Source organism: Methanolobus sp. WCC1, from assembly GCF_045690315.1.
Lineage (GTDB): Archaea > Halobacteriota > Methanosarcinia > Methanosarcinales > Methanosarcinaceae > Methanolobus > Methanolobus tindarius.
The window spans coordinates 707,303-720,762 of record NZ_CP146979.1; the positions used below are offsets into that span (position 1 = coordinate 707,303).

Sequence of the window (13,460 nt, forward strand, 5' to 3'; positions counted from 1 at the left end):
TTGCAATTACCTGGATTACATTACTTGTATATGTTGTACACATTATAAGTTCCCGCAGAAAACTGGTGCGCCAATATAGCAGGATGGAAAAGTAATCCTGATTATATATCATTGTAGAGGTGCTTCCTATGGATAAAACACAAAAAACGATACTTGCAGTTGTTTTCATTGCTGTTGTTGGTTTTGTAGGTCTCTGGAATGTTGACCTTTCACAGGGATATTATATGGTCTCTGATCTTTCCCTTAACTCTGAGAAGTATGTAGGGCATGATGTCAACACAATGGGTATGATCAAAAATGGCACTCTTGATATATCTACGGATGGCACTTCTTTTGCACTTCAGGATTTGGAAGATTCCTCTTACGAGATTAATGTGGAATATACTGGTTCTCTTCCGGCCAACCTTGTTGAAGGACAAAGTGTTAGCATAAGTGGAAAAATGCTCTCTCCAACTATGGTTGAAGCAAGTCAGATAGTTATGAGCTGTCCTTCTAAATACTCAGAATAAGCAGGCGTGGTTATGATACAAATAGAAGATCTGGATGAATATCAATTAATCAAGATGGCCAAGGATGATATGGTCAATTCTATGGATGATAGTTCCCAGATGAAAAAGATGCTTCTGCACATATGCAGTTCCGGTGGAAAAAATATTCGTCCTGTTATGCTTATATTATGTACTGAGATGTGCGGGGGAAATTCTGCGGAAGGTGTCAAGGCGGCACTTGCAATAGAATTCATTCATTCTGCGTCTCTTATTCATGATGACGTACTTGATGGAGGCCTTGTACGCCGTGGTGTTGAGTCGGCACATAAAAAATATGGAATTCCGGCAGCGATACTTTGTGGTGATTTCCTAATCTCCAAGGCAATCTCTCTTATTTCGGGTTATGGTAACGATGCAGTAAATGAATTTGGCAGGGCTGGAATGTATATGGCCGAGGGCGAAACCATTGATATTTCAAGCGTTGATGATGAATTCAGAGAGAAAAACTATTATGAGTGTATTAGCAAAAAGACTGGTTCCCTTTTTGCTGCAAGCGCTGCTATTGGTGCATATGTTGCAAATGCGGATTCTGACACTGCCAGACAGTTACGCTTATTTGGTGAAAATGTAGGTAATGCATACCAGATAGTTGATGATCTTCTTGAGTATCTTAATGAGCTTGAAGATAAGAGTTCTACTTACGAATCTGTTACGTTACCACTTATTTATAGAAGGACCATGGATCATGATGGAGCAGTGGAGAAAACTGTGAATCAGGTTCGTACTTGCGTTCAAAATGCAAAAGATATACTTGCTTCGTTCCCTCTGTCTGAGGCGAGGGATAAACTGGAGTTAATAACTGACCTTATTACGGTGGACATGCTTCCTGCAGATGTCCTTTAATTTTTATTCAATTATCAGGTGACTTCATGAGGGTTTATGATAAATCAGTAATTAAAGTAAATGCCAGCACTGAAAACGGACGAGTGGTTCTTGATACAGAAGGTCCTCTCGCTCCTGTTGCAAAACCTATTATAAAACGCATCAACAAGATCTTTCTTGAAGAAAAGCCCATATATTCCGATGAGGAAAACATAATTTTCTCTACATGGGCTCCACCAATGCCAGGTGATATTTTCAAGAGGATGATCAGTGCCCAGGTAGCTTCTATATTAAAGAAGAGAGTACCGGATCAGTTTTCTATTGGTATTACCACACATTGTCCTTATGACTGTATTCACTGTGGTGCAGCCGGTACTGTGGCAGATCCGATCCTGACTGCTGATGAAATCAACAGTGCTATTGACCAGTCACTTGATCTTGGATCCTATTATATTGCTTTTGATGGAGGGGAAACTCTCCTTAGGAAGGATCTTGAGCAAATGATTGCTAAGGTGGACAAGTCCCGTGCAATAGTTTCCTGTTTCACATCAGGTTTCAGTCTGGATGAAAAAAGAGCCGTTGATTTGAAAAAAGCAGGTCTGTTTTCTGCACATTTAAGTCTGGATAGTCCTGATGAAACTGAACATGATCGTGTAAGAGGTCGTGAAGGAGCTTTCCAGAATACTGTTAATGGTATCAGGCATTTTGTCGATGCAGGTGTGCTTGCAGATCTTTTTGTAGTCATTTCTCCACACAATATTGATGATCTCGATGGTTTCTACAATTTTGCAGCAGACATGGGCATGCAGGAAATGTCAATTTACGAGATTATAGCTGTAGGGCGCTGGTTAGAACACGAGGATGAGGTAATAAGTTCCAAAGACGTTGACAGACTTGGAAAATTTCAGAAATCAATGAATAGTAAAGAGGATGGTCCAAGAGTTACTTCCTTCCCGAATTTTATGGGTCCTGATGAGTTCGGTTGTTTTGCCGGTAGAAGGTGGATGCATACAACCGCAGGTGGAGATGTTCTTCCATGTGCCTATACTCCTCTGTCATTTGGAAATATTCGTGAGGAAAGCCTTGCTGCTATATGGGAAAGAATGGGTAAGCATGACGCATATAATTGCTCTGCAGAATACTGTATGATGCGCAACCCTGAATTCCGTAGCAAATATATCCATACTATACCGGAAGGAACTCAGCTTCCGGTAAGGCTAGATAAATCTATGCATTGATTTAGTATAATTATCATTCATTATAGTAATACAATTATCGCAATCAATAGGACTAATTTATAGTATTATGTCTCTAATAAAATCTTCCAATATCATGATAAATCATGTATATTGGTAGTTCGCTGGTATCTGGAAAACCGAATACTTTATATGTGAGCTAGCAATAGGAGATGTTGATTTATTCGGGATAATAAGCAATTCATCACATGAGGATTAGCATGGCCAAAGAAAAAATCTTGTCGGAAATCAAAGAAGCAGAAGACAATGCACGCAAAATGGTTGACGACGGTAGCAAACGAAAAAACGACCGTATCGCCAGTGCACGTGCCGAGGCCAGGGAAATCATTAAACAGGCCGAAGTCGATGCACAGAAATCTGCACAAAGTGCAATGAAATCTGCAGAAGAGTCTATCACTTCAGATAAATCAAAGATCGTCGAGGATGGGGAAAGCGAGGCTAAAACTATCGCAAGCTCTGCTTCTTCTAAAGTCGATGAAGCTGTCACTTTAATTGTAAACGAATTCGAGAGGGCAATACATGCTTGATGTAAAGCAGATGAATCGTGCCGTAATTGTTGGCCATAAAAGCATTTTTGAAGAAACGGTCGATGCTCTGCACAAAGCTAATCTGCTCCAGATCGAAGATTTCAATGAAGATGGTTCCGGTCTACGTATTGGTAGGCCATTTGAAAAAATAGATGAAGTGTCAAAGAAACTTATCAAGATAAGATCCATAGCCAGTTTACTTGGCGTAAAGGATGTTGAATCTAAAAGTAAAGGTTCCGAGAGTTCTGTTCTTTCTAACCTTGATGCAACTCTTGATAAACTCGATGCTGAGCTTGACGTTAAAACTGAGCAAAAAAGCAAGCTTGAAGCAGAACTTAAAGAGCTTGATTCTTTAAAGAAGGAATTACTTCCTTTTGCTAACATTTCTCTTGATCTTGACCTTTACCGTGGATACGAGCACCTTGCTGTATTTGCAGGTAATGTAAAGGAAGATGTTGGAAGTTCAGTTTCCAAAGTCACCTCTGCATATGAGATGTTCTTTGATGCAAAAGAAGGCACTGTCGTGGTGTTTGTCTCAAAAGACAAAGCTACTGAGGTGGCCGATGCTCTTGCCGATTCAGGCTTTAGGGAACTTAGAGTCCCAGCTGCAAGCGGAGTACCTTCTGAGTCTCTTAAAGGTATCATCTCAAAGGAATCTGGATTAGCGAAACAGATTGAGTCTATTGATGCAGAAATCGAGTCACTTAAAGATAAGTACGCTGATTTCATCCTTGCAAGTAATGAAGTTCTGTCAGTGGAAGCTCAGAAGTCAGAAGCACCTCTGAGAGTTGCGACTTCAGACAGTACATTCATGATTGACGGGTGGGTTCCAGCAGAGGATTTCTCAGATCTGGAACGCATTGTGAAAGAAGCTACAAATGGAAGGGCTTTCGTTTCCAAACAGGAAATGACAAAAGCAGATGAAAAGATTGTACCAATCGAGTACAACAATTCAAAGATCACTTCTCCTTTCCAGGAAATCATGGATCTTTATGCAAGACCAGTCTATAAAGAAATAGATCCTACTTTCTTGATATTCATTTCTTTCCCGCTCTTTTACGGAATGATTCTTGGTGACATTGGATATGCTCTTATATTGCTTGCAATGGCACTTGGAATTAAGAAGGTAATGTCTTCAGACGCTATCAAGCCACTCATGAACATTCTGATATACTGTCAGATATCGACTTTGATATTTGGTGTGTTATATGGTGAGTTTTTGGGATTTTCGCTTGCAAGTCTTCACACTGAGCATGAAACAGTATCAGGTTTGATTCCTGGTTTTGAAACAATCAATCTCTTTGCATCTCCAGTCGGGGATGAAATGATCACTTTCCCTGTTCACAGGACCCATCTTGTGATGACCATGATCATTGCAACCGCTCTTATCGGTTTCATTCATATCAATATTGGTTATCTCCTTGGTTTCATCAATGAAAACAAGAAACATGGGATGTCAGCAGCTATTTTTGAGAAAGGAAGCTGGTTCGTTATTGAAATCGGTTTGATTATCGCAATAATTGGATATGCAGCAGCACTTCCATCCGTTGCAACAATCGCCGGTGTAGTTGTCTTCTTAATAGGATTTGTAATGCTTCTCAAGGGAGAAGGTATCAAAGGACCTATCGAGTTGCCTTCACTACTCAGTAACTCACTGTCTTACACTCGTATCATAGCTGTAGGTTTGTCATCTATCTACATCGCTTCAACTGTTAACCTGATTGCTTTTGAAATGATCTGGGAACCAGGAACGCCAGTAGGTGTGGCAACAATAGGTGCAATTATAGTGTTCTTGTTTGGACACTCATTAAATACTGTCCTGAGTATTATCGCCCCCGGTTTACACGCACTCAGGTTGCAGTATGTAGAATTCTTCGGAAAATTCTACGAAGGTGGGGGACGCAAATACGATCCATTCGGATATATTAGAAAATACACGGAGGAATAAGAAAATGGTAACAGAAGCAGTAACAACAATGGACGCATCAGGATTGAAAGCAATTGGAGCAGGACTCGCAGTAGGTCTTACAGGTATTGCATCCGCTCTTGCAGAGAAAGACATCGGTAGTGCAGCAATTGGTGCAATGGCTGAGAACGAGAGTCTTTTCGGTAAAGGTTTGATTCTGACTGTTATTCCAGAAACAATTGTAATCTTTGGTCTGGTAGTTGCACTGTTGATCAGATAATTTAAGAGCGCATTTTTCGCTCTTAAATTTTACAAAGGTGTTGAGCATGGGACTAGAAACTGTTGTTAAAGATATCATGGATGCTGCTCAGGCAGAAGTTTCCAAATTGGATTCTGAAGCAGATGCAGAAGTAGCTCTGATTCTTGATGAAGCAAAACAGAATGCTAAAAGGATTATGGGTGAGCGTCTTGCAAAGGCAGAAGATGATATTAAAAAAATAAGGCAGCAAGAAATATCCAGTGCAAATCTTGAAGTGAAGCGCACACTGCTCAATGCACGCAAGGAAATACTCGAAAAAGTATATGTCCAGGCTGTAGAAACCATATCTGAGTTTTCTCCAGAGAAAAATGAAGAACTCCTTAAAGCTCTCATTAGTGAAAATGAGGCAAACGGCAAAAAGATTTATTCCAATGCCGAATCTGAGGAGATCGTAAAAAAGATATCTTCCCTCGAATACGCTGGTAATATTGATTGCCTTGGTGGCGTTGTTATCGAGAATGAAGATGGTACTATCAGATTGGATTATACCTACGATGTCATCCTTAAAAGCGTGAATGAGCGGTTGTTGAAACAGACATCTGATATCTTATTCGGGTGATTTCTAAATGCAGCTGTTGCAGAAATTTAAGCGTGGTAATTCCAAAAAATCCCAGTCAAAGGGTCATGCAAATTATGCATATACCACAGCACGCGTACGTGCAATGAAAAGTAAGCTTCTGCCAAAGGAGTCCTATCCTAGGCTCATGAATATGAGCATTGATGAAATTACCAGATTTATTGAGGAATCTGAGTATAAAGAGGATGTAGACGAACTGGCAAGGCAGTATGAAGGTGTAGACCTTATTGAGCATGCCCTTAACAGGAATCTCGCAGAGACCTTCACAAAATTACTTAGTATTTCAGATGGTGATGTGAACTTCCTTATCGGCGAAAAACTCAAGAAGTTTGATATCTGGAATATTAAAACGATTCTGCGTGGTAAATATTGTAATGCATCTACAGAAGAGATCCTTGATGCGATTGTTGCAGCAGGAAGGATGAGTTATACTTTCCTTTCGGACCTTGCAGCAAAAGAGACTTACGAGGAAGTCATTTCTGAGCTTGCAAATACGGAATATTACCCAATTTTAAAGAATTATGATGGTACGAATCTTTCCGAGATTGAGAATCAGCTTGATAAGATGTACTATATCGGTTTGTTTGAAGCAATAAGTGGTTCAAAATCCAAAGATCGCAAGCTGTTCGAGGAATTTACTCGAATGGGCATTGATCTGAAAAATCTTATTACTCTCTTCCGTTTGAAGAAATCAGGAATTACTGATCCTGAAGTAATGAATTTAATGATTGATGGTGGATTAAAGTGCAAACTTAAAGAAACTGAAAGACTGATGCCTTTATCCTTTGCAGACTTTGTATCTGAGTTAGAGAACAATCCTTACTGGGATGTTATCTCAGATGTTGTAAAACCGGATATGGATTCATTAATTGATGTCGAAACCCGATTGAAACAACACAGGCTTAAATCTGCAGCAAGCTTTTCACATGTTTATCCGATCTCAATTGTACCAATCATGGATTACATGCTAAGTAAACAGAATGAGATAAGCAACTTGCGGATAATCATTCGTGGTAAAGCTGCCAACCTCGAAGATGATGTTATCAAAGAACAGTTGGTGATCTGATGGAATTAGCTGTGGTCGGAAATGGCGAGTTTGTAACAGGTTTCAGGCTTGCTGGTATCAAAAAGATATTTGAAGTTAATAATGGCGAACTTGAGCCTACTGTAGAGAAAATACTTGAGGATCGAGAAGTCGGCATTCTGGTAATGCACGGTGATGATCTGAATGGACTACCGGAGATGTTGAGAAACACTATCAGCGAATCTGTTGAGCCAACTGTTGTGACTCTCGGTGGTAGTGGTGAAAGTTCGAACTTAAGGGAAAAAATAAAGCAATCGGTAGGTGTAGATCTGTGGAAATGAAAGGTGAAATTTATCGTGTGGCCGGACCTGTCGTTACGATTATGGGTATCAAGCCAAAGATGTACGATGTGGTACACGTTGGTCACGAAGGTCTTATGGGCGAAGTTATCAGAATTGAAGGTGACAAAGCCACAGTTCAGGTATATGAGGATACATCTGGTATTAAGCCAGGTGAACCTGTAGTGAACACTGGAATGTCTCTGTCTGTAGAGCTCGGACCTGGTTTATTAGAAAGTATTTATGATGGTATTCAGAGACCTCTGAAAGTTCTCCAGGAAAAGATGGGAGACTTCATTAGCAGAGGTGTAACTGCAAACGGTCTTGACCGTGAAAGAGTATGGGAGTTCAAGCCAACTGCATCAAGTGGTGACTCCGTAACTGGTGGTCAGACAATTGGTATTGTACAGGAAACAGAGAATGTTGAGCACAAGATTATGGTGCCACCAACAATTTCCGGTACAATTGAAGAAATCAAATCAGGAAAATTCAAGGTAGATGAAACAATCTGTGTGCTCACAGATGGTACCGAGATTTCTATGATGCAGAAGTGGCCTGTAAGAATGCCACGTCCAGTGGAGAAGAAGTTCATTCCAAAAAGACCTCTTATTACAGGTCAGAGAATCCTTGACGGTCTCTTCCCTGTAGCAAAGGGCGGTACAGCAGCTATCCCTGGTCCATTCGGTTCAGGAAAGACTGTTACTCAGCAGCAGCTTGCAAAGTGGAGTGACACTGACATTGTAGTATACATTGGATGTGGAGAACGTGGAAACGAGATGGCTGATGTACTGAACGAGTTCCCAGAACTCCAGGATCCAAAGACCGGTCGTCCACTCATGGAACGTACAGTTCTTATCGCAAACACATCAAACATGCCAGTAGCTGCTCGTGAAGCATCTGTTTATACAGGTATCACAATTGCAGAATACTACCGTGACATGGGATACGATGTATCACTTATGGCAGACTCATCATCCAGATGGGCAGAAGCAATGAGAGAAATTTCCTCAAGGCTTGAAGAAATGCCTGGTGAAGAAGGTTATCCAGCATACCTTTCTGCAAGGCTCTCAGAGTTCTATGAGCGTGCAGGTGCAGTAAAGTCACTTGCAGCAGAAGAAGGTTCAATTACAGTTATTGGTGCAGTATCACCACCTGGTGGTGACTTCTCAGAGCCAGTTACACAGAACACCCTTCGTATCGTGAAAGTGTTCTGGGCACTGGATGCAAAACTTGCACAGAGGAGACACTTCCCATCCATTGACTGGCTTACAAGTTACAGTTTATACACTCAGGGTCTTTCTGACTGGTTCTCAGAGAATGTTGCACCTGATTGGGTACCACTCAGGGACAATGCTATGGATCTTCTCCAGCAGGAATCCGAACTTCAGGAAATTGTACAGCTTGTTGGTTCCGATGCACTTCCGGAAGACCAGCAATTGGTTCTTGAAATCTGTCGTATGCTCAGGGAATACTTCCTTCAGCAGAACGCGTTCCACCCTGTTGACACATACTGTCCATTTGACAAGCAGTACAAATTACTCAAAGCAATCTCCAAGTACAGTGATATGGCACAGGCATCATTGGAAGCAGGCATACCAATGAAGGATATCCTATCCGTAGAGTCCAAGGATGAACTTGCAAAGGTGAAGTTTGAAGAGGACTTTGATAGTGCATTGAATGTTGTCATGGAAAAGATGGACAAGGAATTTGCAGCACTTGGAGGCAACTAAGATGACCAAGGAATATAAGACAATCACAGAAATCGCTGGACCACTGATCTTCCTCGAGAAGACCGAACCAGTAGGTTACGGTGAACTTGTTCACATCAACCTTCCAGACGGTACAACAAAAAGAGGTCAGGTTCTTGACACCTCAACTGATGTTGTAGCAGTTCAGGTATTCGAAGGTACAGGCGGACTTAACGAAGAGTCTGGTGTAGTGTTCTCCGGTGAGACAATCAAGCTCCCTGTATCAAAAGACATGCTAGGTCGTATTCTGTCCGGTGCAGGTGAACCACTCGATGGTGGACCACGTATTGTTCCTGAGGACAGAGTAGATGTAAACGGTGCATCAATGAACCCGTATTCAAGGATGCCACCAGAGGACTTTATCCAGACAGGTATCTCTACAATTGACGGAACAAACACTCTCGTTCGTGGACAGAAGCTTCCTATCTTCTCAGGTTCAGGTCTTCCACACAATGAGATCGCACTTCAGATTGCACGTCAGGCAAAGGTTCCAGGTTCCGATGAACCTTTCGCAGTAGTATTCGCTGCAATGGGTATCACAAACGAAGAAGCCCAGTACTTCATGGAGGACTTCGAGAAGACCGGTGCTCTTGAAAGAGCTGTGGTTTTCCTTAACCTTGCAGACGACCCTGCTGTAGAACGTATCATCACACCAAGGATGGCTCTTACAGCTGCAGAGTACCTTGCATACGAACATGACATGCACGTACTTGTTATTCTTACTGACATCACAAACTACTGTGAAGCTCTTCGTCAGATGGGTGCAGCCCGTGAAGAAGTACCAGGTAGACGTGGTTACCCAGGTTACATGTACACTGACCTTGCATCACTCTATGAGCGTGCAGGAGTTATTAAGGGATTGAAGGGTTCAGTAACTCAGTTCTCAATCCTTACCATGCCTGGTGACGATATCACTCACCCGATTCCTGACCTGTCAGGATATATCACAGAAGGTCAGATTGTGGTTTCCAGAGAACTTCACATGAAGGGCATATATCCACCAATCAATGTTCTTCCGTCACTGTCACGTCTGATGAACTCAGGTATTGGTGAAGGAAAGACCAGAGACGACCACAAAGCTGTATCTGACCAGATGTACGCTGGTTATGCAGAAGGTCGTGACCTCAGAGGTCTTGTAGCCATTGTTGGTAAAGAGGCATTGTCTGAAAGAGATCAGAAGATCCTTGAGTTCGCTGACCTCTTCGAAGACAGGTTTGTACGTCAGGCAAGAGATGAAGACAGGTCAATTGAAGACACTCTTCAGGTTGGCTGGGATATTCTCTCTGAGCTTCCTGAAGCTCTGCTTACCAGGATCGATAACAAGTATATCGAGAAGTACCACCCTGCTCACAAGAGCAACTAACTGAAAGGTGATCCAACATGGGCGTGAAAGATGTAAAACCAACTCGATCAGAACTTATTGAGATCAAGAAAAAGATCAAGCTCTCACAGAGTGGTCACAAGCTGCTTAAAATGAAGAGAGACGGTCTTATCCTTGAATTCTTTGAGATTCTCAGCAAGGCTAAGGATGTCAGATCTGAGCTGGATGCCGCCTATGAAGAAGCTTCCCGTAAGATCGGTATTGCAAATGCTGTTGACGGTACAATTACCGTCAAATCCACAGCTTTTGCACTTCAGAGCAAGCCTGAAATTGAACTGGAAAGCCGTAACATCATGGGTGTAGTCGTTCCAAAGATCGAGTCATCCAGCGTAAAGAAGTCCATAAACGAAAGAGGTTATGGTATTCTTGGTACCAGTTCATATACTGATGAGGCAGCAGATGCTTATGAGCATCTTGTAGAAAAGATCATCCTTGCAGCAGAGATAGAGACAACCATGAAAAAGCTTCTTGATGATATCGAGAAGACAAAAAGGCGTGTCAATGCTCTCGAGTTCAAGGTTATACCTGAACTACAGGAAGCAATGGTCTTCATTAGGCTCCGTCTCGAAGAGATGGAGAGGGAAAACACCTTCAGACTCAAGAGGATCAAAGGATAATCCTTTGATAACCTTTTTTTATGAATGATGTTCCAGAAGATCGGCCAAATGTGGTCGATCGTTTTTTTCTAAAAATGATGCAACCTGAGAACCTTGGTAGAATTCTCAGATGGGCATGGTTTATCTCGCTTTTTATGCTGGCACTTGGTTACATTTTGATATTCAGTGAAATATCACAATATCTTGATTTCATATGATTGTCTGCTAAAGCTGCATTATTTTTTCAGTGATTTAAGGGTTTCAAGCACCTTTTCGGCATGTCCGTTAGTCCTGACATTGTCCCATATTTTTACAATATTCCCTTCAGTATCGATAAGGAATGTAGACCTAACGGTTCCAAGATATTCTTTCCCATAGTTCTTCTTTGTTCTCCAGACATCGTATTTCTGGTGAATTGTCGTTTCCTCATCTGAAAGAAGAGTAATTCCAAGTTCTTTCTTTTCGATGAATTTGACGTGGGATTTAACACTGTCTTTACTGACTCCAAGAACCACTGCATTTTCAGATTCAAAGTCACCTTTCAGGGATGTAAAATCCTGTGCTTCTCTTGTGCATCCCGATGTATTATCTTTTGGATAGAAGTAAAGAACAATCCATTTTCCATCAAAATCCTTGAGACATACATTATTCTCATTTTGGTCCGGGAGACAAAAATCAGGAGCTTTCTGACCTTCTGTAAGTGAATTCTTACTCATGCTTTATTCTATGTACGTTTTCATTTAAAGAGTTTAAGCAAGAAATTGTGGTCTGTATATCATTCCGTAAAAGAGATTTTGGGTTGGTTTCTTATCGGGGCAGAGTTGTAAGTATATGTCAGACCAACCCGCAAATTAGTAAGTAATAGTTCTATATATATCTGAGCTATGTTATGTAAATAGAACCCAATATTCTATATTGGGAAGCTATATCCGAATACAGCTTATGGCAATAAACTAAATAACAGATCTATTAAACTGGGGTAAATCACAATGGGGATATTGGATGTTCAAAATCTTTCTGTTAGTTATGATGGAAAAACAATTCTTTCAGATTTCAATTTCTCAGTCTCAAAGGGGGAAAAAATTCTCATAAGAGGAAAATCCGGAATCGGTAAATCAACACTTTTCAGAATGATAATGGGATTTGGAAAATATAATTCCGGTAAGATATTCTTTGACGGCGTACCTATTGACGTCAGCAATATATGGGATATCAGAAAAAAGGTTACTTATGTGTCTCAGGACACGGATATAGCAGAAGGAAAGGTGGCTGACCTTATAGAAGAGATATTTTCATTCAGGGCAAATACGGATAAGCCTGGAAGAGATGATATGGAGAAGATCCTTAGTGAACTCTCTCTTTCTCCTGATATACTTGGCAAAGATTACATGAAGCTGTCCGGTGGTGAAAAACAAAGAGTTATTCTTGTATTGGCGCTACTTTCAGGCAAGGACATTTTTCTTCTGGATGAAGTTACCGCAGAGCTTGATGCAGGTTTGAAACAAAAAGTTGTGGATATGTTCTTTGATAATCCACATTGGACGGTACTTGCTATTTCCCATGACAGGGAGTGGGAAAGCAAAGCAATGAAAGTAATTGATTTCTCAGCCGGGGTGAACTGATGGATACATATGATATCAGTCTTGAAGGTATGTTCTTTTCCTTTTTCCTGCTGCTCATACCAATCCTTATTAGCTATTACCTGAATCTGAAACTCATTTCATCTACAGTTGAAAGTGCATTAAGAATGGTCATTCAACTGCTTTTTGTAGGTGTTTTTCTAACTTTTGTATTTGACTTGAATAATCCATTTCTCAATATTGCATGGGTGTTTGTCATGATTTTTGTGGCATCACAGACTGTTCTGAAAAATGCAGAGTTGAAAACGAGAAATCTTCTTCCATTACTTACTGTTTTCATGGCAGTAACGAATTATATCATGTTGCTCTATTTTAACAAATTCATAATAAACCTTAATGACCTTTTTGATGCAAGGTATTTCATACCAATTGCAGGTATGGTACTGGGTAATTCACTTAAAGCCAATGTTATTGGCATGGAACATTTCTGTAGTGAAATACAGAGAAATGAGAACCGATATCTTTTCCGTCTCTCTATGGGTGCTGAAAAGACAGAGGCACTTGTCCCATACTTACGTAAGAGCATAAGGGTTGCATTAAAACCTACAATCGCAAATATGGCTACAATTGGAATCGTTTTTCTTCCTGGAATGATGACAGGTCAGATACTTGCAGGTGCAAGTCCTCTTGTTGCAATAGAGTATCAGATAGCCATCATGCTTGCAATATATGTCACAACCATTGTAAATGTACTTCTGGGTGTGCTTGTCCTGATCTACAGGGGTTTTGATGATTATGGGATGTTCAAAAAAGAAATGCTCCGAAATCCCTGAAGCTT

General features: G+C 40.9%; 17 protein-coding genes. 16 read left to right on the forward strand and 1 reads right to left on the reverse strand.

Features of this window, described 5'->3' with window-relative positions:
* The first annotated feature begins 14 nt into the window (after positions 1-14).
* From V7O61_RS03515 to V7O61_RS03580, 14 genes are all read left to right on the forward strand, one after another.
* Positions 15-95 carry a hypothetical protein gene (locus tag V7O61_RS03515; protein ID WP_407347475.1) on the forward strand — a complete coding sequence of 27 codons (81 nt, stop codon included), beginning with the start codon at positions 15-17 and terminating at the stop codon, positions 93-95.
* 33 nt (positions 96-128) lie between these two features.
* Positions 129-509 carry a cytochrome c maturation protein CcmE gene (locus V7O61_RS03520; protein WP_023844436.1) on the forward strand — a complete coding sequence of 127 codons (381 nt, stop codon included), beginning with the start codon at positions 129-131 and terminating at the stop codon, positions 507-509.
* Positions 510-521: 12 nt separating this feature from the next.
* The gene (locus V7O61_RS03525; RefSeq protein ID WP_407282693.1) at positions 522-1,391 is read left to right on the forward strand and encodes a polyprenyl synthetase family protein; all 870 of its coding nucleotides are present in this window, start codon (positions 522-524) and stop codon (positions 1,389-1,391) included.
* A 26-nt stretch (positions 1,392-1,417) separates the two neighbouring features.
* A complete protein-coding gene (locus tag V7O61_RS03530; RefSeq protein ID WP_407282692.1) occupies positions 1,418-2,608 on the forward strand; it encodes a radical SAM protein in 1,191 nt (396 codons plus the stop codon).
* A 218-nt stretch (positions 2,609-2,826) separates the two neighbouring features.
* A complete protein-coding gene (gene ahaH, locus V7O61_RS03535; RefSeq protein ID WP_023844433.1) occupies positions 2,827-3,153 on the forward strand; it encodes an ATP synthase archaeal subunit H in 327 nt (108 codons plus the stop codon).
* On the forward strand, positions 3,146-5,101 hold the full coding sequence (locus V7O61_RS03540) for a V-type ATP synthase subunit I (protein WP_023844432.1): 1,956 nt from the start codon (positions 3,146-3,148) through the stop codon (positions 5,099-5,101). The genes ahaH and V7O61_RS03540 overlap by 8 nt, the downstream gene beginning before the upstream one ends.
* A 4-nt stretch (positions 5,102-5,105) precedes the next feature.
* A complete protein-coding gene (locus tag V7O61_RS03545) occupies positions 5,106-5,339 on the forward strand; it encodes a F0F1-type ATP synthase subunit c/vacuolar-type H+-ATPase subunit K (protein ID WP_023844431.1) in 234 nt (77 codons plus the stop codon).
* Between the two features lie 46 nt (positions 5,340-5,385).
* Entirely contained in the window at positions 5,386-5,937 is a 552-nt protein-coding gene (locus V7O61_RS03550) for a V-type ATP synthase subunit E (RefSeq protein WP_407282691.1), read from the forward strand.
* A 7-nt stretch (positions 5,938-5,944) separates the two neighbouring features.
* Entirely contained in the window at positions 5,945-7,021 is a 1,077-nt protein-coding gene (locus tag V7O61_RS03555; protein ID WP_023844429.1) for a V-type ATP synthase subunit C, read from the forward strand.
* Positions 7,021-7,320 (forward strand): V-type ATP synthase subunit F, encoded by a 300-nt coding sequence (locus V7O61_RS03560; RefSeq protein ID WP_023844428.1) that lies wholly within the window; start codon positions 7,021-7,023, stop codon positions 7,318-7,320. Before V7O61_RS03555 ends, V7O61_RS03560 begins: the two co-directional genes overlap by 1 nt.
* Complete coding sequence (locus tag V7O61_RS03565) at positions 7,317-9,047, forward strand: ATP synthase subunit A (RefSeq protein ID WP_023844427.1); 1,731 nt, start codon at positions 7,317-7,319, stop codon at positions 9,045-9,047. Before V7O61_RS03560 ends, V7O61_RS03565 begins: the two co-directional genes overlap by 4 nt.
* 1 nt (position 9,048) lies before the next feature.
* Positions 9,049-10,428 (forward strand): ATP synthase subunit B, encoded by a 1,380-nt coding sequence (locus V7O61_RS03570; RefSeq protein WP_023844426.1) that lies wholly within the window; start codon positions 9,049-9,051, stop codon positions 10,426-10,428.
* A gap of 17 nt (positions 10,429-10,445) precedes the next feature.
* Complete coding sequence (locus V7O61_RS03575; protein ID WP_023844425.1) at positions 10,446-11,063, forward strand: V-type ATP synthase subunit D; 618 nt, start codon at positions 10,446-10,448, stop codon at positions 11,061-11,063.
* Positions 11,064-11,083: 20 nt separating this feature from the next.
* Positions 11,084-11,260, forward strand: coding sequence for a hypothetical protein (locus V7O61_RS03580; protein WP_023844424.1), 177 nt, complete (start codon positions 11,084-11,086; stop codon positions 11,258-11,260).
* Between the two features lie 18 nt (positions 11,261-11,278).
* Here V7O61_RS03580 and bcp read toward each other — a convergent pair whose 3' ends face one another.
* A complete protein-coding gene (gene bcp, locus V7O61_RS03585) occupies positions 11,279-11,758 on the reverse strand; it encodes a thioredoxin-dependent thiol peroxidase (RefSeq protein ID WP_023844423.1) in 480 nt (159 codons plus the stop codon).
* Between the two features lie 273 nt (positions 11,759-12,031).
* Here bcp and V7O61_RS03590 point away from each other — a divergent pair, with 273 nt between their 5' ends.
* Both V7O61_RS03590 and V7O61_RS03595 read left to right on the forward strand, forming a co-directional pair.
* Positions 12,032-12,664, forward strand: a complete 633-nt coding sequence (locus V7O61_RS03590) for an ATP-binding cassette domain-containing protein (RefSeq protein WP_407282690.1) — start codon at positions 12,032-12,034, stop codon at positions 12,662-12,664.
* On the forward strand, positions 12,664-13,455 hold the full coding sequence (locus V7O61_RS03595) for an ABC transporter permease (RefSeq protein ID WP_023844421.1): 792 nt from the start codon (positions 12,664-12,666) through the stop codon (positions 13,453-13,455). The genes V7O61_RS03590 and V7O61_RS03595 overlap by 1 nt, the downstream gene beginning before the upstream one ends.
* Positions 13,456-13,460: the final 5 nt, after the last annotated feature.

Coding starts and splice junctions, on each gene's coding strand:
- V7O61_RS03595 (WP_023844421.1), top strand. CDS start 12,664: ATGGATACATATGATATCAGTCTTGAAGGTATGTTCTTTTCCTTTTTC.
- V7O61_RS03580 (WP_023844424.1), top strand. CDS start 11,084: ATGAATGATGTTCCAGAAGATCGGCCAAATGTGGTCGATCGTTTTTTT.
- V7O61_RS03550 (WP_407282691.1), top strand. CDS start 5,386: ATGGGACTAGAAACTGTTGTTAAAGATATCATGGATGCTGCTCAGGCA.
- bcp (WP_023844423.1), bottom strand. CDS start 11,758: ATGAGTAAGAATTCACTTACAGAAGGTCAGAAAGCTCCTGATTTTTGT.
- V7O61_RS03540 (WP_023844432.1), top strand. CDS start 3,146: ATGCTTGATGTAAAGCAGATGAATCGTGCCGTAATTGTTGGCCATAAA.
- V7O61_RS03590 (WP_407282690.1), top strand. CDS start 12,032: ATGGGGATATTGGATGTTCAAAATCTTTCTGTTAGTTATGATGGAAAA.
- V7O61_RS03570 (WP_023844426.1), top strand. CDS start 9,049: ATGACCAAGGAATATAAGACAATCACAGAAATCGCTGGACCACTGATC.
- V7O61_RS03525 (WP_407282693.1), top strand. CDS start 522: ATGATACAAATAGAAGATCTGGATGAATATCAATTAATCAAGATGGCC.
- V7O61_RS03545 (WP_023844431.1), top strand. CDS start 5,106: ATGGTAACAGAAGCAGTAACAACAATGGACGCATCAGGATTGAAAGCA.
- V7O61_RS03575 (WP_023844425.1), top strand. CDS start 10,446: ATGGGCGTGAAAGATGTAAAACCAACTCGATCAGAACTTATTGAGATC.
- V7O61_RS03555 (WP_023844429.1), top strand. CDS start 5,945: ATGCAGCTGTTGCAGAAATTTAAGCGTGGTAATTCCAAAAAATCCCAG.
- V7O61_RS03565 (WP_023844427.1), top strand. CDS start 7,317: ATGAAAGGTGAAATTTATCGTGTGGCCGGACCTGTCGTTACGATTATG.
- V7O61_RS03520 (WP_023844436.1), top strand. CDS start 129: ATGGATAAAACACAAAAAACGATACTTGCAGTTGTTTTCATTGCTGTT.
- V7O61_RS03560 (WP_023844428.1), top strand. CDS start 7,021: ATGGAATTAGCTGTGGTCGGAAATGGCGAGTTTGTAACAGGTTTCAGG.
- ahaH (WP_023844433.1), top strand. CDS start 2,827: ATGGCCAAAGAAAAAATCTTGTCGGAAATCAAAGAAGCAGAAGACAAT.
- V7O61_RS03530 (WP_407282692.1), top strand. CDS start 1,418: ATGAGGGTTTATGATAAATCAGTAATTAAAGTAAATGCCAGCACTGAA.